This window comes from Pseudoalteromonas sp. BZB3, assembly GCF_040104455.1.
Lineage (GTDB): Bacteria > Pseudomonadota > Gammaproteobacteria > Enterobacterales > Alteromonadaceae > Pseudoalteromonas.
In genome coordinates this window covers 110130-130178 of record NZ_JBECOS010000010.1, presented here as the reverse complement: position 1 = coordinate 130178, position 20049 = coordinate 110130, and the positions used below count along the sequence as shown (strand labels likewise).

Annotated in this window: 22 protein-coding genes; 10 read left to right on the top strand and 12 right to left on the bottom strand. The window is 41.1% G+C overall.

Annotated features, from left to right (window positions below; genetic code table 11):
• Positions 1 to 92 precede the first annotated feature (92 nt).
• From ABMY35_RS10950 to ABMY35_RS10940, 3 genes are read left to right on the top strand one after another with little or no spacing between them, the layout of a single operon-like run.
• Positions 93 to 392 carry a helix-turn-helix transcriptional regulator gene (locus ABMY35_RS10950; RefSeq protein ID WP_349286229.1) on the top strand — a complete coding sequence of 100 codons (300 nt, stop codon included), beginning with the start codon at positions 93 to 95 and terminating at the stop codon, positions 390 to 392.
• A complete protein-coding gene (locus ABMY35_RS10945) occupies positions 392 to 928 on the top strand; it encodes a hypothetical protein (protein ID WP_349286228.1) in 537 nt (178 codons plus the stop codon). Before ABMY35_RS10950 ends, ABMY35_RS10945 begins: the two co-directional genes overlap by 1 nt.
• Positions 919 to 1083, top strand: coding sequence for a hypothetical protein (locus ABMY35_RS10940; RefSeq protein ID WP_349286227.1), 165 nt, complete (start codon positions 919 to 921; stop codon positions 1081 to 1083). The genes ABMY35_RS10945 and ABMY35_RS10940 overlap by 10 nt, the downstream gene beginning before the upstream one ends.
• A 95-nt stretch (positions 1084 to 1178) precedes the next feature.
• Here the strand turns inward: ABMY35_RS10940 and ABMY35_RS10935 are convergent, their stop codons facing one another.
• The 4 genes from ABMY35_RS10935 to ABMY35_RS10920 all read right to left on the bottom strand — a co-directional run bounded on the left by ABMY35_RS10935 (position 1179) and on the right by ABMY35_RS10920 (position 4033).
• Positions 1179 to 2006 carry a mechanosensitive ion channel family protein gene (locus tag ABMY35_RS10935; protein WP_349286226.1) on the bottom strand — a complete coding sequence of 276 codons (828 nt, stop codon included), beginning with the start codon at positions 2004 to 2006 and terminating at the stop codon, positions 1179 to 1181.
• 113 nt (positions 2007 to 2119) lie between these two features.
• Entirely contained in the window at positions 2120 to 2827 is a 708-nt protein-coding gene (locus tag ABMY35_RS10930; RefSeq protein WP_349286225.1) for an LrgB family protein, read from the bottom strand.
• On the bottom strand, positions 2820 to 3197 hold the full coding sequence (locus ABMY35_RS10925) for a CidA/LrgA family protein (protein ID WP_349286224.1): 378 nt from the start codon (positions 3195 to 3197) through the stop codon (positions 2820 to 2822). Before ABMY35_RS10925 ends, ABMY35_RS10930 begins: the two co-directional genes overlap by 8 nt.
• A gap of 44 nt (positions 3198 to 3241) precedes the next feature.
• Positions 3242 to 4033 (bottom strand): crotonase/enoyl-CoA hydratase family protein, encoded by a 792-nt coding sequence (locus tag ABMY35_RS10920; protein ID WP_349286223.1) that lies wholly within the window; start codon positions 4031 to 4033, stop codon positions 3242 to 3244.
• Between the two features lie 145 nt (positions 4034 to 4178).
• Here ABMY35_RS10920 and ABMY35_RS10915 point away from each other — a divergent pair, with 145 nt between their 5' ends.
• From ABMY35_RS10915 to ABMY35_RS10905, 3 genes are read left to right on the top strand one after another with little or no spacing between them, the layout of a single operon-like run.
• Positions 4179 to 4511, top strand: coding sequence for a DUF440 family protein (locus ABMY35_RS10915; RefSeq protein WP_349286222.1), 333 nt, complete (start codon positions 4179 to 4181; stop codon positions 4509 to 4511).
• A gap of 6 nt (positions 4512 to 4517) precedes the next feature.
• Positions 4518 to 5408 (top strand): DUF481 domain-containing protein, encoded by an 891-nt coding sequence (locus tag ABMY35_RS10910; RefSeq protein WP_349286221.1) that lies wholly within the window; start codon positions 4518 to 4520, stop codon positions 5406 to 5408.
• 13 nt (positions 5409 to 5421) lie between these two features.
• Positions 5422 to 5955 carry a hypothetical protein gene (locus ABMY35_RS10905; protein ID WP_349286220.1) on the top strand — a complete coding sequence of 178 codons (534 nt, stop codon included), beginning with the start codon at positions 5422 to 5424 and terminating at the stop codon, positions 5953 to 5955.
• 106 nt (positions 5956 to 6061) lie between these two features.
• Here the strand turns inward: ABMY35_RS10905 and ABMY35_RS10900 are convergent, their stop codons facing one another.
• From ABMY35_RS10900 to ABMY35_RS10865, 8 genes are all read right to left on the bottom strand, one after another.
• Entirely contained in the window at positions 6062 to 6547 is a 486-nt protein-coding gene (locus tag ABMY35_RS10900; protein WP_349286219.1) for a peptidylprolyl isomerase, read from the bottom strand.
• A gap of 12 nt (positions 6548 to 6559) precedes the next feature.
• Positions 6560 to 7474 carry a transcriptional regulator gene (locus tag ABMY35_RS10895; protein ID WP_349286218.1) on the bottom strand — a complete coding sequence of 305 codons (915 nt, stop codon included), beginning with the start codon at positions 7472 to 7474 and terminating at the stop codon, positions 6560 to 6562.
• 84 nt (positions 7475 to 7558) lie between these two features.
• Positions 7559 to 8728 (bottom strand): glutathionylspermidine synthase family protein, encoded by a 1170-nt coding sequence (locus ABMY35_RS10890; RefSeq protein ID WP_349286217.1) that lies wholly within the window; start codon positions 8726 to 8728, stop codon positions 7559 to 7561.
• A gap of 28 nt (positions 8729 to 8756) precedes the next feature.
• Positions 8757 to 9341 carry a DUF1190 domain-containing protein gene (locus ABMY35_RS10885; RefSeq protein WP_058030214.1) on the bottom strand — a complete coding sequence of 195 codons (585 nt, stop codon included), beginning with the start codon at positions 9339 to 9341 and terminating at the stop codon, positions 8757 to 8759.
• A gap of 8 nt (positions 9342 to 9349) precedes the next feature.
• Positions 9350 to 9754, bottom strand: a complete 405-nt coding sequence (locus tag ABMY35_RS10880; protein WP_349286216.1) for a DUF350 domain-containing protein — start codon at positions 9752 to 9754, stop codon at positions 9350 to 9352.
• A 41-nt stretch (positions 9755 to 9795) separates the two neighbouring features.
• Positions 9796 to 10161: a PilZ domain-containing protein gene (locus ABMY35_RS10875; RefSeq protein WP_349286215.1), complete on the bottom strand. Its 366-nt coding sequence runs from the start codon at positions 10159 to 10161 to the stop codon at positions 9796 to 9798.
• A gap of 133 nt (positions 10162 to 10294) precedes the next feature.
• Complete coding sequence (gene ettA, locus ABMY35_RS10870) at positions 10295 to 11968, bottom strand: energy-dependent translational throttle protein EttA (RefSeq protein WP_058030209.1); 1674 nt, start codon at positions 11966 to 11968, stop codon at positions 10295 to 10297.
• Positions 11969 to 12070: 102 nt separating this feature from the next.
• Positions 12071 to 12958 (bottom strand): DMT family transporter, encoded by an 888-nt coding sequence (locus tag ABMY35_RS10865; protein ID WP_349286214.1) that lies wholly within the window; start codon positions 12956 to 12958, stop codon positions 12071 to 12073.
• Between the two features lie 162 nt (positions 12959 to 13120).
• Here ABMY35_RS10865 and metA point away from each other — a divergent pair, with 162 nt between their 5' ends.
• From metA to betT, 4 genes are all read left to right on the top strand, one after another.
• Positions 13121 to 14068, top strand: coding sequence for a homoserine O-succinyltransferase (gene metA / locus ABMY35_RS10860; RefSeq protein ID WP_138631167.1), 948 nt, complete (start codon positions 13121 to 13123; stop codon positions 14066 to 14068).
• Complete coding sequence (locus tag ABMY35_RS10855) at positions 14058 to 15113, top strand: homocysteine S-methyltransferase family protein (protein WP_349286213.1); 1056 nt, start codon at positions 14058 to 14060, stop codon at positions 15111 to 15113. The genes metA and ABMY35_RS10855 overlap by 11 nt, the downstream gene beginning before the upstream one ends.
• A 10-nt stretch (positions 15114 to 15123) precedes the next feature.
• The gene (gene metH, locus ABMY35_RS10850; RefSeq protein ID WP_349286212.1) at positions 15124 to 17757 is read left to right on the top strand and encodes a methionine synthase; all 2634 of its coding nucleotides are present in this window, start codon (positions 15124 to 15126) and stop codon (positions 17755 to 17757) included.
• A gap of 257 nt (positions 17758 to 18014) precedes the next feature.
• Entirely contained in the window at positions 18015 to 19982 is a 1968-nt protein-coding gene (betT, locus tag ABMY35_RS10845) for a choline BCCT transporter BetT (protein ID WP_349286211.1), read from the top strand.
• Positions 19983 to 20049 lie beyond the last annotated feature (67 nt).

The window sequence follows — 20049 nt, the reverse complement described above, 5'->3', positions numbered from 1 at the left end:
TACTATGCTGTTAATTTCAGTCATCTGTGACTCAACTCTTAAAATTGTTTTATTGAAAAGCTTAGGACCTAGCTTTTCATGGATAGGAAATAATGAAAGCAACTGAGCGCAAAAGGAAAACCTTTAGCTTCAAGGTTGAAGCGCAACGATTCGTACGTCAAATTAGGCAAGAGTTAGGCTTAAGCCAAGCTGAGCTTGCTAAACGTATGATATCTGAGTGCGACCAATCAACTATCTCAAATTGGGAAAGTGGTAAGAACGAAATTCCCCTCAGTAAATTTATCGACATACTGTTGATCAGTGGTCGCGATCCTGCCTCATACTTTGATATTTTCGGTAAGAAAAATGACAAAGAAAATAAGAATAATAAAGATGTTGAAGAGGTGAAATAATGACTATTCCACATTTAGATTGGTTAGGCCCAATTGTTTGCCTTTTTACTTTAGCTGTAACTTGGAAAGATATAAATATTAGGTACTTGTTACTTTGCTGTTTATTATCCTCAGTTATTGGTTTATCAACATTAAGCTGGGCAATGACGAAGCCAATATTGTTTTATCTATGGTCTATGAGTATGTCAGGACTGTTTTTTATATTTGTTTTTGGTAGACGGTATTGGGCTTATAAATTCCAAAAGATCAGTTTTTTTACAAAAGCTTATGAACAACATAGATATACACTTCAAGAAGCTACACTACTAATTGTTAGCCTTATTTGTATATTTAGTAATTTTATTACATTTATTGAAGTGTATTTGTATTGGATAGACTGGCTAGACAATGCCTATTACAAACTTTATGTACGAGACTTTCTTCAGAAATTTATGATAGTTATCTCAACACTGGTTTGTTTTTCACTTGTATTTAAATCTAATAGAAAATATATCAAAAACATAAAGTCTGAAGAGGAAGATAAAGAATGGAATTAAGTAAACAAAGCTTAAGGCTAATTTTTGGCGGTGGTATTATTGTTAGTGGTTCAGATTCTCCTGAACTGCCAAAGAAGAGTCAAGCAGTTGAACCGAATCAAGTTGAATCATCTTCATCTGATCCAACTGCTCCTGTGGTACCACCTAAGCCTTAACTTAAGCAGTTTTTAAACAAAATAAAAAAGCCGTTCGCTTCGAACAGCTTTTTTTATTTTTTAACCATTTATTAATCATCAAAAAGATGTTTAATCTAGTCGTTATTATTTATCGTTACCACCCGTTGCGGGAACGGTATTTCAATATCAGCGGCTTTAATCTGCGCATAGATTTGTTGGTTAATGTCTAATTTAGTATCAATCAGCTCAGTTGTAGGGGCCCAGTAGCGATAACTAATAATCACAGCGCTATCATCAAAGCGCTCTATGCCAATTTTAGCATGCGGATCGTTGGCCACTTTGTCATGATTTGAGAGAATGTTCTTGATGACGTTAATGGCTTTATCGCTGTCTTCACTGTACGCAATGCCGATTTCACCCATTACTAATGAATTATTAAATGAGTTGTGTAACACTTCACCAACGATGTGCTTGTTAGGAATTGTGATCTCGACGTTTTCTTCATTGATTAAAATGGTATGGCCCAGCTCTATCATTTTAACCTGACCAGATTCACCCTTAACAGAAATCGTATCACCGACAACAAATGGTCGCGTAGCAATTATCGCAAGGCCCGACCCATAGTTTGAAAGCATTCCCTGTAAAGCCAAGCCAGCACCGAGTGAGGCTGCACCTATCGCAGCAACAAACGGCGTAATACTGATCCCGAGTTTTCCGAGGGCAATAACCACAAACATCACAATAAGCAGCACTTTCACCACATTGGCAATAAAGTTGGTTAATGCAATATCAATATTATGCTTTAGTAATAAACGTTCCACCGTTTTAGAGAGCTTCTTAGAAACCCACAAACCAACTATGAGGATTAAGATTGCAGCAGCCACTTGCATGCTGTAGTTGACTAAATATTCTTTAATAATGGTGTAGTAACGTTCAACTTGTTCTATTTCTTGTTGGATCACGGTCAATACCTAATAAATTTAAAACAAATAATGGAGTTAATCAGAGGTTAGCATAAGAAATCAAATAACCCATTGTTTTATAACACTTATGAGTTGCTTTATTCTTTAAAAAATCAACCACCAATTAGCTGCGTCATTATAGTATAAAGCGTGGGCACCCAAATTGCGGTGATCAATGCACTGATTATCATGGCTGCTGAAGCAAAAGCACCAGCCTGAGGGTGGTGTTCAATCGCAGCTGCGGTGCCGATACCATGGCATACTACTCCAAGAGTGAGGCCTTTTACTCTTTGATCTTTAACCTTGAATAGATGCAACAAAGACAAGCCAAACACAGCACCAAACATGCCGATCAAGATAACCATAAAGGCGGCGATAGCAGGAATGCCGTTTAATTTATCTGTGATAATGAGTGTTATTGGAGTGGTCACTGAGAGCGCCATTAAAGAGTTTAACAGTTCATCAGGTACAGCAAAGAGTTTGCATAGTATGAAGGCGATTAGTGTGGCACTGGTTACACCTATAAAACCACTCAGTAATAGCAAGCCCAAACTGCGCTTAATTTCATGCATTTGCTTATAGAGTGGGTAGGCGAGTGCGACAACTGCCACTTCTAGAAAGAAATGAATGGGATAACTGGCTTTGGAAAAGTCCTGATAATTAATATCTGCAAAAACCAGTACTGCACTCAACATCACAATACAAAGCAGCAGAGGGTTAAGTAGAGGAGAGGGAAATTTACTATTCAGTTTTCTTGAAACTAAAAATAGCCCAGTAATGAGTGCACAAACAAACAATGTAATAAACAAGTCACTAAGCATGCTTACCTCTTAAACTAGCAATGAATGAAACCAAGACTAGCCCTATCAAAGGCACCAGCAGCAATACCAGCAACAAGAATGACCAATGAGCCGCAAAGACGCTTATATGCTCAACTAACCCAACACCCGCAGGTATAAAAAACAACGCTATATATTTCAAAATAGGCTGGCAAGCAGGTGCAAGCCAAGATTCTTTCACGATATTCGTCATTAATAAGACAAACACAATCAACATAGCCAATAGCGAGCTAGGAAAAGCAATTTGAAAATATGAGGTAGTTAGCTTTGAGATAAATAAACAGCCAACCAGCAACATCAAACTAGCGCTGAATTTAAACCAAGCTAAAAGATATGTTTTAGTATTTTTCATAGCCCAAGTATAAAAAAGTGCGCAAGCATGTCGATGCTACCTTCTTACCATTTTCCTCTTTGATTATATGGTTTGGCTTCGTTCTTTGTCGCATTGTGCATGGCGATACGGGTATTTTTACTCAATAATAGTTTGATTTGCGACCAAGTTTCTTTAGCGAGAATACATCTGCGGTTGTAATGAAAGCTTGCTTGGCTCAAGCGTTTAATAGCAGAAAGCGCATCTGGAGAGCGCGTTTTGAGTTGCTGTATTATCTCACTGCAGCGCTTTTCAGGGTCTTCTACTATTTCTGTGATCAATCCAAGTTTAAAGGCCTGTTTAGCATCAATTTGCTCTCCTTGGCTACTCAGCAATAAGGCTTTGTCGTACTGCGTTAAGCCAAGTAATAAAGGTGCGCTGCCCATGTCAGGGCACAAGCCCCAGCGTGATTCCATAATGGCAACTTGTGTGCTGCTTTTGGCGATGCGCATATCGGCACCTAGTGCAATATGAAAGCCCCCACCAAAACTATTACCTTGCATGAGAGCAATAACAGGTACAGGGATTGTGTGCCAGCCAAGCACGACTCTCTGTACTAGATTAGCGTTCCCAGGCAGCCATTTAAAAAGTAACTTAACGATGTTCAGAGGCTTTGCCATGACAGACTTAACATCTAGCCCAGAACAGAAATGCGCGCCCGCTCCGCGAATAACAACAGCGCGAATTTCACGCTGTTTTTTGATTTTTTTAATGCATTTATCAAGCTGGATAAACATTTCAACACTTAATGCGTTTTGTTTATCAGGGCGGTTCAGGGTGACGTAAGCAACATTGTATATTATTTCGAGTGAAACCATAGGGAACCTGTTTTTATTATAGCTTTAGAGTCAACACTCTATATGGCTTTGTTTGCCATGTAAATTCATCAATTCGACTCAAGACCATAGCCAAGTAATTGACGGTTTTGTATTATAGCGACAATATTTGTTAGTGAGACTTTCTATGCCTGCACGTCTTTGTAGTATTGAAGAAGCAACCCATCAAGCTTATGAAATTTTTCAAGAGTTAGCACCACAAAATTTATCTGAGTTAGATATTGCTGAATTTAACCAACATCATGAAGAGTTTGGTTTTATTGAAGACAGTGAACCCGATGATAGCTGGCAAGAATTTGTATCTCTTGAAAGTGATCTTGAAGATTTTGTACAAGTTTTAGTGGGTATTGAATACGAAGATGGTGATGAAGTGCTTGCTAAAATTCTTATCAGTCGCGATTTGGATGCGCCGTTCTGTCATGTGTTATGGAAGCAAGAAGCCGAAGAAAACATTCAATAGATAAGCATGATAATAAAAAAAATAAAAATACCGGCACTCATAGCTGGTCTCTGCTTTGCTACTTTCAGCAACCCTACCTATGCTGTAGATCCATTTGAAGACTTCCATGAATACGGAGAGCTATCAGATGAAGAAATACATGAACTTCACAAAGGTGAGTTTTTATATGGTGATACTGAGTTTGGTTTGATTATCAACAAAGGTAACGCTGAAAATACTGCATTTAAGTTGAAGGGCAATTTGTATCAAGATTTCACCCACTGGCGAAATCACTTTAAGTTTGATGGTCTTTACCGTGAAGACACTGATGCAGAGACTGGGACTGAAACGGTATCAGCGGAGCGTTACTTTGTGTCAATGCAAGGTAACTATAAAATTGGCGAAGATAATGAGTCGTTTTTCTTATACGCTGACTACGAAGACGACGAATTTAATGGTAAAGAATACACTGCCACCTTTGCGCTAGGGTATGGAACGCGTTTATTTGAAGGTAGAAAGAACACCGTTGATTTAGATATAGGCCCAGGTTTATCAATAACGCGAACCAGTGACGAAATTGATGTGTTAGAGGGTGCAGATCGTGTCCAGCAAGGTCAATTATTACGTTTGGCATTACAGTGGGAACGCAAAGTATCGGAGAGAACGCGCTTTAACCAAGATATCAGTATTGAGCGTTCACTATCAGGGTTAAATACTCGAGTTTTGAGCGAAACGGCACTGGTTACTCAAGTTTTAGGTGGAATTGGTTTTAAAGTAGCTTATACCTATAGACACAACTCACAGCCTGAAGAGAATAAGCTTAAAAAAGACACTGAAATCAGCGCGACATTGATTTACAGCTTTAGTGGTGGACTGCAAGATTTTACGCGTCCGACCCCAGTTAAAATTGAAGATTAATTAAAGAGAGTTTATGTACAAACATACACAATTTGCATGGGTGATATGGGCAATTTTATTGTGGATTAGTAGCTTTTTAGGCGTTGCTGCGCAATTAATTGGGTTAAATGCGGGCATCGTTGGGTTTGCTGTATTACTCGTTTTGGTTGCTATTGCTTTTTATGGCCTAACTGTTGAAGTGAACCAAAACAGCCACTCAGTCAGTTTTTGGTTTGGCCCAGGAATTGGTAAGAAAACACTAAATTTTGATGATATAGAGTCTGTGAGAGCGGTTCGTAACTCGTTACGTCATGGCGTAGGAATGCGCATTAGTCATGATGGGTGGGTGTATGCAGCTGCTGGTTTCTCTGCCATCGAAATTCTGCTAAAGGATGGCACTAAATATCGTGTTGGTACAAATGATCAAGAAACCTTACTTGCAAGTTTTCCTGAAGCGTTAAGGTATGTTCCTGAAGTGATTAATACGCCTGAACAAACTGACATTGATGAAGATGACGAGGAACATGAGCCAGTTAAAAAGCGTAAAGATCCATTTGATTTTAGTTAGACATAGTTAGCTCATTTAGTCTAAATAAAAAATAGCGCCTAACATAACAGTGGCGCTATTTTTTTATTTAAAGCTTAAAGCTTAAAGCTTAAAGCTTACAATTACATTAGTGGTCGTGACCACAACCGCCTTCTGTATGTACATGACCGTGCTCAAGCTCTTCAGCGGTTGCTTCACGCACATCAACGATTTCAACATCAAAAGTAAGTGTTAAACCCGATAGCGGGTGATTACCATCGATCACAACTTCATCACCTTCAATACCAATGATGATCACCGTGTGCTCACCTTCGTCTGTGGTCGCTCTGAATTGCATACCCACATCAATGTCCATGCCTTCGAACATTGATTTCTCAACAACCTGCGTTAGGTTATCGTGACGCTCACCATAGCCTTGTTCTGGCTCAATAGTCACAGAGAAAGTGTCTCCAGCTTGTTTGTCTGCAATAGCCGCTTCTAAGCCAGGTACTAAGTAACCATGACCTGAGATGATCTCAAGCGGTTCGCCGTCGTAGGTGTTATCTATGGTATTTTGCTCGTCATCCATTACAGAGAAATGCATTTTTACAACGGCGTCTTTAGTGATTTTCATAATAGGATCCAATTATTGATCTTCAAGAGAATAAGGAAGAGGTTGGATTGAAACCAACTGCTCTGGAGATTGTTTTAACCTAAGTGTAGCATCTGATTGTGTATCATTTGGTAATACAGCCAGTGCAGAGTAGGTGTTTGAGTTACGATTGAAAACTTGGCAAATGATTTTGCCTGCACGACGCCAATTGTCTTCAAGTTGAATTTCTAAATCTGAGTCTTCAACTGCTAGAGAAGCATCGCCTTGTACTATGTACATAGCGCGTTTGTTTTTACCTAAATAACGCATACGTGCAACGGTTTCTTGACCTGTGTAGCAGCCTTTTTTAAAGCTAATACCACCGATTGCTTGAAGGTTGATCATTTGTGGTACAAACTCTTCAATGTAGTCACTGCTCAGAGCAGGCTCTCCGGCTAAAATGGCTGCTTCTGCAAACTCAGTTGCATCGTCTTCAAGCGTGATGTCATTTGGCAATTTTGCGTCATCATTTAATAAAACAATCAAACGAGTTTCATCGAGTTTCAGGGCAATACCGCCTGCAAACTCACAACTATTTTGTTCTTCTGAGAATGTGATTTCAAACTGCTCACAGGTTGCGGAAAAGTCGTTGGTTAAAAGCCCGAAAAGTTTTGGACTTTCGTGAAGCTCTATTTCAACTTTAGCGAAAACACCATATTTCTTAAGCTCTCTCGCTGAAGCTTCACATTCAGCGGGGCTACCTAATAAATAAAACTTTGATTGATGCTTAAATAGCTTAAATGCACCCCAAAGCTTGCCCTTAGGTGAGCAATGACCTGCCCATAGGAATTGTTGTTCGTTGATTAAATTCAAATCTTGTGTCAGTTGGCCATGTAAATAGTTAAGCTGATCTTGGCCTGAGACTGAAATGAGATGTTGGTTCAAAGGAAAAGCACGTGTGTGCGACATAGTATTCATCCCTATGAAATGATTTGTGTTAATGTTAGCGCATTTGCCAATTTGCTTAAATGGCTATAACTTAAAAGCTGCAAATTAGCCCAAGATTATATGTGGTATGAAGCGGCTTAGATCTTGTGTGATCAAAGAGCTGTCTTCTCGAATACTCATAGCCACAGCTTCATCTTTTACCATCCAGCTCCCAATTAAAGGATAGTTGCCATCAAAGTTTGGTAAAGCATGAAAAGCTTGATAAATAAAACCTTCATCACCATAGTCGCCGCCAGAGCTTGCCAGCGTTTTACCTGCTTTGGAAATTTCTATATTTGCCCCTTCACGAGAAAAAAGCGGCTTCTTAACGATACCAGCGGCCGTATCGAGTTTGTGTTTATCTTTCGAAAAATAAGCTGGTAACAGGTTTGGGTGGCCTTTGTACATTTGCCAAAGTAAAGGCAAAATAGCCTTATTTGAAATGATGGCTTTCCAAGCAGGCTCTAACCACTGCATCTTTAAATTCGATAAAACAGGTGCGAACTCATCGGTAAACATAAACTCCCAAGGATAGAGTTTAAACATCCAACTTATGGGGTTATTGTTCAGGTCGGTTAATTGATTGGCGTCATTGAGTCCAATGTCTTCTACAAAACAAAAGCCCGTTTTTAAACCCGCCTCCATGGCACAGCTACGCATGTATTCGACTGTGCCTAGGTCTTCTTCTGTGTCTTTACAGCACGAGAAATATAAACGTTGAGCGCGATGAAACCTATGTAGTTGTCGAAAATGCTTTATCAGAGCTTCTTGTAAGGCATTAAACTGGTCGCTTTGCCTTGGCAGTTGTCCAGCATCGACCATATCTTCGAGCCAACGCCATTGAAAATAGCCAGCTTCAAATAATGAAGTGGGTGTATCAAAATTCGCTTCGAGTAATTTGGCTGGGCCATTACCGTCGTAACTAAAATCAAAACGGCCGTATAAATGCGGATCCCGTCTAAACCAAGAACGACGAATTAAATCCCATTGCTGTTCAGGGATGGCAAATAGCTGCATGAGTTCATCGTCGTCACAGACCTTAGAAACCAACTCCAATAACATTTGATTGAGCTCGACACTCGGGTCTTCTATGTCTTGCTCTATTTGCTGTAAAGTAAATTGGTAATATACGCTTTCATCCCAATAAGTTTCACCGTGCATGGTATGAAAGTTAAAGCCAGTTTCTTTGGCGAGTTTTTGCCAGTGTGGGCGAGGCGGGGATGATCTTCTGAACATAATGTGAAACTAGAGGTTAAGCTTTCGCTTAACCACCCCAACTACTTCTTGAAGCACTACGACCAAAACCACCGCGTTTACGAGTAACGGGTTTTCGTTTTGCTTTGTAGTTAACTTTACTTGATTTGACGAGCGTAGAACCACTGCTGCTCGCACTGGCCACATAGTCATTGTTAGAATTACGATAGCTAAAGAAATCGTCACGGCTACGGTATAGAGGTTTGGCACCTGAATAGTATTTGCCGCCTAACATGGCACGCTTATGTTTGCGTTTTTTCTTTAGGGCATCAAGTCCTTCATCAACGGCTTCAGCGACTAAACCTATCATAAAGCCAGCCATTAAAGGCTGCCAAATCCCGCCATTTGATTCACATCTATCGAAGCCGAAATCACCTTCACACAATTGCTCGGTGGCGTAACGCGGGGCTTCATTTAAATGTTGTTCAAGTGCTTGTTGATACTCAGCTTGGCAGGTTTCTAATTCAATACCAAAAGAATTACATTCCATCGTATCTTGGAATAATAAAGCGGACTCTTCACTATCACCACAGCCGGCTAATGAGCCTGTGGCGCCCATGAGTAAAGTCAGTTTAATGTGCTTGCTACGTTTCATCAGGCCTCCTAGTAAGTCATACAGGCGGCGTTTAAAACTCCCGTAGCCAGTGAGGCTGCACCCAAAAATAAACCAGCACTCAAATGTTGTGCTTCAATTTTTTCAGACAGCTTTGGCATGTATAAACGAACAGTAAAGAATGTAACTAGCTGCATAACCCCGGCAATCACACCCCAAACAGCAAAGTCTAAAAGTGACACAGCATTCACCGCTGCACTAGCGATAGGTAAAATAAAACCAATTAATGTACCGCAGAACGCGACCGCAGCAGCAGGGTTGTTTTCTTTCATTAAACGCCATTCACAGTGTGGCGTTATGTAGGTGTATACAAACAAAAAGCACAGAGTAATTGCATAGCCAATTACGAAATAACTAATAAAAGGCAAAAATCCTTGTAAAGATTCCAAAATCATTTTTTATCTCTTCTTATATTTGATAGTTAATTTAAATTTATTTAAGCATTTTTAAAGGCAAGTTGTTCGATTTCTCGATGCAGTACAGCATCATCGCCCACATTGAGTTCAATCAAGCGTTTCAGGTGCGTCACACTCTCAAGGTCGATTTGATTACAGTGAAGGCCTAAATATTCACTTTCGACATGTCTTACTTCGACTTCCATTGAAATCAGTACATCACTGTCTGGTAGATGAAACTTTAGGTTAGCGGCTTCACCTTGAAGGGGTACATAACCCACAGGCAAGGTGATCAATGCGCCTTTTAATGAAAGGTCGAGTACTTGGCAATTGTAATCACCACTGGCAGTCATTAAGGTCGCCGGGTTTGAAAACAAAATACGCGTAAAACGTCTGCGTTCTTCCATCATCATTCTCTCAATATTCTAGATTATCTAAGCATAGATAGTAATACACTTAGGCTCTAGTGTAAAAAAAGCCCTGCATAAACAGGGCTTTTAATATCAATGATTTGCAAAAATTAGCTAATGCGTGGATTATTTAGCCAATTTTTTTGTACTTAATACGCTTAGGCTCGGCAGCTTGTGCGCCATAGGTCTTCTTCAGCCAAGCTTCGTACTCTGTATAGTTACCATCAAAGAAGTTCACTTGACCTTCGTCACGGTAATCAAGAATATGTGTAGCGATACGGTCTAAGAACCAACGGTCGTGTGAGATACACATTACACAGCCTGGGAATTCTAAAATCGCGTTCTCTAGGGCACGAAGTGTTTCAACGTCTAAGTCGTTGGTTGGCTCATCCAGTAGTAAAACGTTACCGCCAGCTTTTAAAAGCTTAGCTAGGTGAAGACGGTTGCGCTCACCACCAGAAAGCTCTTTTACAAACTTTTGCTGGTCGTTGCCTTTGAAGTTAAAGCGGCCAACATAGGCGCGGCTTGGGATCTCAAAGTTACCAATTTTAAGTACATCTTGACCGTTAGAGATTTCTTGGAAAACAGTGTTGCTGTCGTCCATGTTGTCACGGAACTGATCAACCGCAGCGAGTTCTACAGTTTCACCAACATCAACAGTACCAGCATCTGCTTGCTCTTGGCCTGAGATCATTTTGAATAACGTTGATTTACCTGCACCGTTAGCACCGATAATACCAACGATTGCACCTTTTGGTACACTGAAGCTTAGATTGTCGATAAGTACACGGTCACCATAGCCTTTAGTTAGGCCATTTACTTCAATTACTTTATCACCTAGGCGAGGACCCGGTGGGATAAATAGTTCGTTAGTTTCATTACGCTTTTGGTAATCACTTTGCTGAAGCTCAGAGAACTGTGCCATACGCGCTTTAGATTTAGCTTGACGACCTTTAGGGTTTGAACGAACCCACTCCAGCTCTTGTGCAATCGACTTTTGACGTGCCTTTTCAGCTTTTTCTTCTTGCTTTAGACGCGCATCTTTTTGCTCAAGCCAAGAAGAATAGTTGCCTTCCCAAGGAATACCATGGCCACGGTCAAGCTCTAATATCCAACCAGCAACATTATCTAAGAAGTAACGGTCGTGGGTAATAGCTACAACGGTGCCTTCGTAGTCGTGTAAGAAGCGCTCTAGCCAAGCAACAGACTCTGCGTCTAAGTGGTTGGTTGGTTCGTCTAGTAATAGCATATCTGGTTTTTCTAGAAGCAGACGACAGATAGCAACACGACGACGCTCACCACCAGATAGGTGTTCAATCTTTGCATCCCACTCAGGTAGGCGAAGTGCGTCAGCAGCGCGCTCTAAAGCATTGTCTAGGTTGTGGCCATCATGTGCTTGGATAATAGCTTCTAGTTGACCTTGCTCTTTTGCTAGAGCGTCAAAATCAGCGCCATCCATTGCATATTCAGCATAAACTTCATCAAGGCGCGCAAGAGCGTTTTTAACTTCGCTTACAGCTTCTTCAACAGTTTCACGAACAGTTTTGTTTTCGTCTAATTGAGGTTCCTGAGGAAGATAGCCGATTTTAGTACCAGCAAGTGCATTCGCCTCACCTTCAAACTCTTTATCAACACCTGCCATGATGCGTAAAAGAGTCGATTTACCTGCGCCGTTTAGACCAAGTACACCAATTTTCGCACCAGGGAAGAAAGATAATGAAATATCTTTTAAAATCGTACGTTTAGGTGGCACCACTTTGCTAACGCGGTGCATTGAATAAATAAACTTATCTGGCAATGCCATAGATGAAACCTTTCATGTTCAAAATTAACTTGCATATTGTAGAGTTTACCTAGCGATTTCGTCAATCAAACAGCAGGTTATCTCTCTTTTAAACTCATGAAATTAACTCAAAACCAACAACGCTACACCAGAAAAAGCAATTAACCCACCCAATATCATATTCCTTGTCATGGGTTCTTTGCGCAGGGCACCAATGGTCATCACCATCAGTGGGGCGGTTGCGAAAATAGTTTGTGCGATAGCCGGATCGGTATGTTTGACTGAAATAAGCTGCAACCAAAGGCCAATAAAAGTGCCAAAAAACACCGCGACAAAAAGCCATTGCTTTTGACTTATGCCATTCAAGGTAATGGCTTGTTTGAGATTTTGTTCTTTTAGACATGCGACAACGCAAGCGACAGCCAGTGTGCCTGAAAATAAACGAATAAAAGCAGCCCACAAACTACCAATTTGTTCAGCATTCATCGCACCTTTTGACATCACCATACCTGCCGCTTGGCAAGTGGCTGCAAGCAACGCAAAACCAACTCCTTTGATGTAAATGCTGTGTTCAACTTGAGGTAATGGACTTTTAGGTTTAATTGCCAGCAAAACGCCTAAAGTTGTTATTATAATACCTAGCCATGCAAGGCCACTCAGCCATACGCCGAGCAATACAATATTTAGTACACCTGCAATGGCTGGCGCGAGTGATTCAATGACAAGTGTACGTGCTGGGCCTATATTTCTAAGTGCAGCGAAATAAGCGCTATCGCCAATAGCAATACCCAAAATGCCGCTGACAATAAGCCAAGCCCAAGAGCTGGTTAATTGTGGTAAAGGGCTGGTAGGCATAATTAGCAAAATTAATAACATCAGTGCACAAGCAATAATGCCTTTACTGACATTTAGTTGCAGGGGCGATAAATGATGGCTAAAGCGTTTGTATAAAATTGTAGATGACGCCCAGACTATGGCTGCGCTGATTGCGGCAAGTTCACCGATCCCCATGTTTTTCTCTTTATATAATGATGTTTGACGCGTGAATTATCTAAGTAAATTTTTCAGTTGCAAACAAATGAGTTGAGATTTTAGACATCTAAACATCTAGAGGTTGAATTTTTCGGCTTTACGTTCATAATGACAGCCATAAATTAAGTTGGGGGAAATTGTATGCCGATCACCGTAAAAGATGAGTTACCTGCTATTGCTACACTCAGACATGAAAATGTCTTCGTGATGCCGAAATCACGTGCAAGAACGCAGGAGATCCGTCCGATGCGCTTGGCAATTCTCAACCTCATGCCCAACAAAGTTGAAACCGAAGTGCAGTTTATTCGTTTGCTTGCGAATACCCCGCTTCAGGTTAACGTCGACTTATTACGATTAGATACGCACCGTAGTTCAGAAAATTCTGAGCAACACTTAGATATGTTCTATCGCTACTTTTCTGATGTAAAAGATGAAAACTACGATGCCATGATTATCACAGGTGCACCGCTGGCTCATCTGGAATATGACGATGTCATTTACTGGCAAGAACTCAAAGAGTTATTTGATTGGGCTGAAAACCATGTGACCTCAACATTATTCTCTTGTTGGGCAGCTCATGCGGGCTTGTACCATCATTATGGTTTAAAGCGTGAACTGCGTGACGATAAACTATGTGGCGTATTTAAGCACCGTTGTTTGTTTGAGCATGGTGCGCTAACTCGTGGTTTTGACGATGAGTTTTTAGTACCGCATTCTCGCTATGGTCACATTGAACTAGCTAAAATACAAAATACGCCTGAACTTGCTGTGTTGGCAGGCTCTGAAAAGGTCGGTGCGTATTTAATTAAAAACCAGTCTGGCAGTCAGGTGTTTTTAACAGGCCACCCTGAATATGATGCTGATACTTTGCAAAAAGAATATTTACGCGACCTAGCCAAAAGCCCTGATGCGCCTAAGCCAGAAGGGTACTTTCCGAATAACGATGCTGAACAAAAGCCGAGTAAAACATGGCAAAGTCATGCCTTTTTGTTATTCTCAAATTGGCTGAATTATTACGTTTACCAAACTACTCCATACGATATTAACCTAGTTAGCCAAGATGTAAGGACTAACAACTATGCCGAATAAAAGTGCAGCCTTAAAAGAGGCTTTAAAACAACGAATTCTTATTTTAGATGGCGCCATGGGTACCATGATCCAAGAGTATAAATTTGAAGAAGAAGATTATCGCGGCGAGCGCTTTAAAGATTGGCATGTGTTAGTGAAAGGCAATAACGATTTATTAAGCCTAACTCAACCTGGTGTCATTACAGATATTCATCGTAAATACCTAGCTGCAGGTGCTGACATTATTGAAACAAACACCTTTAATGCGACTACTATTTCGATGGAAGATTACGAAATGGGCAGTTTGAGTCGTGAAATCAACCTTGAGTCGGCTAAATTAGCACGTAAAATTTGTGACGAGTTCACCGAAAAAGAGCCACACAAACCGCGCTATGTAGCGGGTGTACTAGGTCCAACATCTAAAACATGTTCAATCTCACCAGATGTGAACGACCCGGGTTATCGTAATATTACCTTCGATGCATTGGTTGAGGCCTATATTGAGTCGACGCTTGCTTTGATTGAAGGTGGTGCAGATTTAATTTTGATTGAGACGATTTTCGACACTTTAAATGCCAAAGCTGCGTCATTTGCCGTAGAAGAAGCGTTTGAACATGCGGGTATTACGTTGCCAGTAATGATCTCAGGTACTATTACTGATGCTTCTGGTCGAACACTGTCAGGCCAAACAACAGAAGCATTCTATAATTCAATTCGTCACATTAAACCTATTTCAATTGGTTTGAACTGCGCATTAGGTCCAGACTTATTACGTCCTTATGTTGAAGAGCTGTCGCGTGTGTGTGAAACCTTTACTTCTGTTCACCCTAACGCAGGTTTACCGAATGAATTTGGTGAGTACGACCTAGAAGCTGATGAAATGTCAGTAGAAATCATCGACTGGGGCAAAGAAGGCTTCATCAATATCGTCGGTGGCTGTTGTGGTACAACACCTGAACATATTAAGGCATTTGCTAATGGCCTTGCGCAAATTAAACCAAGATCTCTGCCTGAGCTAGATGTGCGTATGCGCTTAGCGGGCCTTGAAGCGTGTAACTTGAATTAGGAAGTATCAGATGACGCAACAAAATACCGCAATTTTTACCAACGTTGGTGAGCGTACCAATGTTACCGGTTCTGCAAAGTTCAAACGCCTAATTTTAGAAGAAGATTACGAAACAGCCCTTGATGTCGCGCGTGAGCAAGTAGAAAACGGCGCACAAGTTATCGACATCAACATGGATGAAGCCATGTTAGATTCGAAAGCGGCGATGACAAAATTCTTAAACCTGATTGCTTCTGAGCCAGACATCTCGCGAGTGCCTATCATGGTTGATTCGTCTAAATGGGAAGTTATTGAAGCGGGCCTAAAATGTATTCAAGGTAAGGCGATCGTTAACTCGATTTCACTTAAAGAAGGTGAAGAGCCGTTTATCCGCCAGGCTAAAATCATTAAACGATTCGGCGCTGCAGCCGTTGTCATGGCGTTTGATGAAACAGGGCAAGCTGAAACAGCCGACCGCAAATTTGAAATTTGTGAACGCTCTTACCGTATTTTAGTGGACCAACTAGGCTTCCCACCCGAAGATATTATCTTTGACCCGAATATCTTTGCAGTTGCAACAGGTATTGAAGAGCACGATAACTACGCGGTTGACTTTATCGAAGGCACACGTCGCATTAAGCAAAACCTGCCACACTGTAAAGTGTCGGGTGGTGTATCTAACGTGTCATTCTCGTTCCGTGGCAATAACCCAGTACGTGAAGCCATTCACTCAGTGTTCTTATACCACGCCATTCAAGCGGGTATGGATATGGGCATTGTAAACGCCGGTCAGCTTGCAGTTTATGATGATATTCCCCTTGAGCTGAGAAAAGCTGTTGAAGATGTTGTATTAAATACTGATCCTGGCGCAGGTGAGCGTCTGGTTGAGTTGGCACCTAAGTATTCAGGTTTGGCGCAAGCAGAAAAAGTGGAAGACCTAGAGTGGCGTACTTGGTCAGTCGAAAAACGTTTAGAGCATGCACTTGTTAAAGGCATTACCGAATATATTGAAGAAGATACCGAAGAGTGTCGCGCTTCGATGGATAAACCAATTCAAGTGATTGAAGGTCCATTGATGGACGGCATGAACGTGGTGGGTGATTTATTCGGTGCTGGTAAAATGTTCTTACCTCAGGTTGTAAAATCAGCCCGTGTAATGAAACGTGCTGTTGCTTACCTAGACCCGTATATCGAAGCGGAGAAAGAAGAGGGCGCAACCAATGGTAAAATTATCATGGCAACGGTTAAAGGCGACGTACACGACATTGGTAAAAACATTGTGGGCGTAGTACTGCAATGTAACAACTATGAAGTGGTCGATTTAGGTGTGATGGTACCTGCTGAGAAAATTTTGCAAACTGCCATAGATGAAAAAGCCGATGCCATTGGTTTGTCAGGCCTTATTACGCCATCGCTTGATGAAATGGTGCATGTGGCAAAAGAAATGACGCGTCGTGGTTTTGATATTCCACTTTTAATTGGTGGTGCAACGACTTCTAAAGCTCACACTGCGGTTAAAATTGAGCCTCAGTACAACAAAGGCGTAGTGTATGTGAACAATGCCAGCCGTGCGGTAGGTGTGGTATCAAGCTTATTAAGCAAAACACAAAAACCGGAGTTTTTAGCAAAAACCACTGCTGAGTACGAAAAGGTTCGTGAGCAACAAGCGCGTAAAAAGCCACGTAGTAAACCTGTTACTATCCAGCGTGCCCGTGATAATGCCGCAAAACTTGATTGGGATAGCTACACGCCACCTGTGCCGAAAAAGCTGGGTGTTACAGAGTTTAGAGATGTCAGCATCAAAACATTGCGTGAATACATCGACTGGACACCTTACTTTATGACTTGGTCATTGGCTGGTAAATTCCCTCGTATTCTCGACGACGAAATTGTTGGTGAAGAGGCGAAAAAGCTTTATCACGATGCTAATGCGATGCTTGATGAGTTTGAAAAAACACAAGCGCTGAAACCACTTGGCGTGATTGGTTTATTCCCAGCAAACCGTGTAGGTGATGACATTGAGATCTACACAGATGAAACTCGTTCTGAAGTATTAGAGTTAAGTTGTCACTTACGTCAGCAAACGGAGAAAACTGATTTCCCGAATTACTGTTTAGCCGACTATGTCGCGCCGAAAGGCACACCTGACTACTTTGGTGCATTTGCTGTAACTGGCGGTCTTGAAGAAGACGACTTAGCTGAAGCATTCGACGCGCAACAAGATGACTACAACAAGATCATGGTTAAAGCGGTTGCTGACCGTTTAGCCGAGGCGTTTGCTGAATATCTTCATGAGCAAGTTCGTAAAGAGTACTGGGGTTATGCAGCTGATGAAAACCTCAGTAATGAAGAGCTTATTCGTGAAAATTACCAAGGTATTCGTCCTGCTCCAGGTTATCCTGCCTGTCCTGAACATACTGAGAAGAAAAAAATCTGGTCGTTACTGCAAACTGAAGATCGTATCGGTATGCAACTTACTAGCTCATATGCAATGTGGCCGGGTGCTGCCGTATCGGGGTGGTATTTCTCTCACCCTGATTCGAAATATTATGCAGTAGCACAAATTCAAAAGGATCAGGTTGAAGACTACGCGAAGCGAACTAACATGACGCTTGCTGAAGCTGAGCGCTGGTTGTCACCAAATCTTGGCTACGAGCCTGAATAGGTATTCAGCTTAAAATCAAATCACTCTAAAAAGCACTTACTTAGTTAAGTGCTTTTTTTATACATCACTTGTTACTCTAGAGCTTTTACTTAGAGCCGGGATTACTTTTGTAAGAAAACTTCATATAATTAGTTAGAGATGAAATTAATTATTCATGAAGTTGTCATCTATTTCTTTATCTTTCAGTTTAAAGCGTGCAACTTTAATTGGCATTTTTATTTATAGATGAAAGCTTTTTTTAGCGAAAAAGGTGTTACATGCTCGGACAACAAGCAAAATTAAACAAAGCGGTGTTTTACCCCGCTTCTCTAGTTATCCTGCTACTGATGATAGTCACTGTTTCAGCCCCAAATATGGCAAAGGCATTATTTGCAGATATTCAAAACGCAATCACAGCCAATGGCAGTTGGTTTTATGTGCTTACCGTTGCCATCATTTTGGGCTTTGTATTGTATCTTAGCTTATCTCGATTTGGCTCGGTAAAACTAGGGCCTGACCATGCCACCCCTGATTACTCATTAGGCACCTGGATCTCCATGCTTTTCGCAGCAGGCATGGGAATTGGCTTGATGTTTTTTGGCGTGGCAGAACCTATTATGCACTATTTGTCTCCGCCAACGGCGGAACCGGGCTCTTTAGAAGCCATCAAAGAAGCAATGAAAATTACCTTTTTCCACTGGGGCTTTCATGCTTGGGCTATTTACGCCATCGTTGCTTTAGTGCTGGCTTACTTTAGCTATCGTCATAAACTACCTTTAACATTACGCTCTGCGCTTCATCCAATCATTGGCGATAAAATCTATGGTTGGCAAGGGCACTTAGTGGATATTTTTGCGGTTGTCAGTACAGTTTTTGGTGTGGCGACTTCTTTGGGGTTAGGTGCAAGTCAGGTAAATGCCGGACTTAATTATTTATTCGAGTTTGACGTCAGCCAAACCAATCAAGTCATTATCATGGTGGTCATCACCACACTGGCGTCGGTGTCGGTGGCAACGGGATTAGATAAAGGCATTAAAATACTCTCTGAAGCGAATATGCTAATGGCGATAGCTTTACTTGCATTTATCTTCATACTAGGCCCTAGCGTATTTTTACTTCAAGCCTATGTACAAAACGTTGGCGCTTATCTCTCAGAAATTGTCTCGAATACATTCAACTTATTTGCATATGAGAAGAAAAGTTGGATTGGCGGTTGGACCATTTTCTATTGGGGTTGGTGGTTAGCTTGGGCACCTTTTGTCGGTTTATTTATTGCACGTATTTCAAAAGGCAGAACCATTAGGGAGTTCGTATTAGGCGTGATGGTGGTGCCAACCGCATTTACACTGCTTTGGATGACTGTTTTTGGAAATAGTGCAATTTATATGGTGGTTGAGCAGGGCGCTCAGCAAGTTGCAAATATGGTGAGCGAAAACTCTTCTGTGGCTTTATTTGTGTTCTTAGAGCAATTTCCGTGGTCAACAATATTAACGCTTTTGTCGGTGGCCATGATTGTGATTTTCTTTGTTACATCTTGTGATTCAGGCGCTATGGTAATCGATATGCTGTGTTCAAATGGTGAAAATGATACACCAGTCTGGCAGCGTTTGTTCTGGGCAATCAGTGTTGGTGTTGTTGCAGCTGTGCTCAGTTTAGTTGGTGGTTTAGAGGCCCTGCAAACCATGACTATTGCCAGTGCTTTACCATTCTCACTTGTGCTCCTGTTTTCATGTTTCGGGTTAGTGAAAGCTCTTGAAGTAGAAAGCGCAAAGCGTGAGAGCTTGCAGCATCATGCTGTGATAAATATGAGTGGAGAAGAAACCGCAGATTGGAAAGAAAAACTGAATAACATAGTCTCAACGCCAGATAAAAAAGACATCAATCAGTTTCTAAATAAAGAAGTGAAACGTGCGTTCAAAGCGTTAAAAGCACAGTTTGAGTTAAATGATATTGAGGTAAAAATTAAAACTTCAGAAAAGAGTATTTCTCTCGTTGTGAACCACGGTGAAGAGCATGACTTTATATATGGCGTGTATAAAAAAGAACACGTGCAACCAAGCTTTAGTCATGACCAAGAGGAAGGTTATGAAAGTTATTATCGTGCAGAGGTGCACTTACTTGAAGGTGGACAAGATTACGACATTATGGGGTGGTCAGAAACTGCAGTGATCAATGATGTGATAAATCAATATCAAAAACATATGCACTTTTTACATATCCTTCGAGATGAAGGGCCTGTTTTATAGAATCTGAGCATTTATCACAATACAGTACTTATCAAACAAAAAACCGCCAAATGGCGGTTTTTTGTAT

Bases quoted from the DNA above. Each gene is read 5' to 3' on its own strand.
- ABMY35_RS10950 (WP_349286229.1), top strand. From the start codon at position 93: ATGAAAGCAACTGAGCGCAAAAGGAAAACCTTTAGCTTCAAGGTTGAA.
- ABMY35_RS10945 (WP_349286228.1), top strand. From the start codon at position 392: ATGACTATTCCACATTTAGATTGGTTAGGCCCAATTGTTTGCCTTTTT.
- ABMY35_RS10940 (WP_349286227.1), top strand. From the start codon at position 919: ATGGAATTAAGTAAACAAAGCTTAAGGCTAATTTTTGGCGGTGGTATT.
- ABMY35_RS10930 (WP_349286225.1), bottom strand. From the start codon at position 2,827: ATGCTTAGTGACTTGTTTATTACATTGTTTGTTTGTGCACTCATTACT.
- ABMY35_RS10925 (WP_349286224.1), bottom strand. From the start codon at position 3,197: ATGAAAAATACTAAAACATATCTTTTAGCTTGGTTTAAATTCAGCGCT.
- ABMY35_RS10920 (WP_349286223.1), bottom strand. From the start codon at position 4,033: ATGGTTTCACTCGAAATAATATACAATGTTGCTTACGTCACCCTGAAC.
- ABMY35_RS10915 (WP_349286222.1), top strand. From the start codon at position 4,179: ATGCCTGCACGTCTTTGTAGTATTGAAGAAGCAACCCATCAAGCTTAT.
- ABMY35_RS10910 (WP_349286221.1), top strand. From the start codon at position 4,518: ATGATAATAAAAAAAATAAAAATACCGGCACTCATAGCTGGTCTCTGC.
- ABMY35_RS10905 (WP_349286220.1), top strand. From the start codon at position 5,422: ATGTACAAACATACACAATTTGCATGGGTGATATGGGCAATTTTATTG.
- ABMY35_RS10900 (WP_349286219.1), bottom strand. From the start codon at position 6,547: ATGAAAATCACTAAAGACGCCGTTGTAAAAATGCATTTCTCTGTAATG.
- ABMY35_RS10895 (WP_349286218.1), bottom strand. From the start codon at position 7,474: ATGTCGCACACACGTGCTTTTCCTTTGAACCAACATCTCATTTCAGTC.
- ABMY35_RS10890 (WP_349286217.1), bottom strand. From the start codon at position 8,728: ATGTTCAGAAGATCATCCCCGCCTCGCCCACACTGGCAAAAACTCGCC.
- ABMY35_RS10885 (WP_058030214.1), bottom strand. From the start codon at position 9,341: ATGAAACGTAGCAAGCACATTAAACTGACTTTACTCATGGGCGCCACA.
- ABMY35_RS10880 (WP_349286216.1), bottom strand. From the start codon at position 9,754: ATGATTTTGGAATCTTTACAAGGATTTTTGCCTTTTATTAGTTATTTC.
- ABMY35_RS10875 (WP_349286215.1), bottom strand. From the start codon at position 10,161: ATGGAAGAACGCAGACGTTTTACGCGTATTTTGTTTTCAAACCCGGCG.
- ettA (WP_058030209.1), bottom strand. From the start codon at position 11,968: ATGGCATTGCCAGATAAGTTTATTTATTCAATGCACCGCGTTAGCAAA.
- ABMY35_RS10865 (WP_349286214.1), bottom strand. From the start codon at position 12,958: ATGGGGATCGGTGAACTTGCCGCAATCAGCGCAGCCATAGTCTGGGCG.
- metA (WP_138631167.1), top strand. From the start codon at position 13,121: ATGCCGATCACCGTAAAAGATGAGTTACCTGCTATTGCTACACTCAGA.
- ABMY35_RS10855 (WP_349286213.1), top strand. From the start codon at position 14,058: ATGCCGAATAAAAGTGCAGCCTTAAAAGAGGCTTTAAAACAACGAATT.
- metH (WP_349286212.1), top strand. From the start codon at position 15,124: ATGACGCAACAAAATACCGCAATTTTTACCAACGTTGGTGAGCGTACC.
- betT (WP_349286211.1), top strand. From the start codon at position 18,015: ATGCTCGGACAACAAGCAAAATTAAACAAAGCGGTGTTTTACCCCGCT.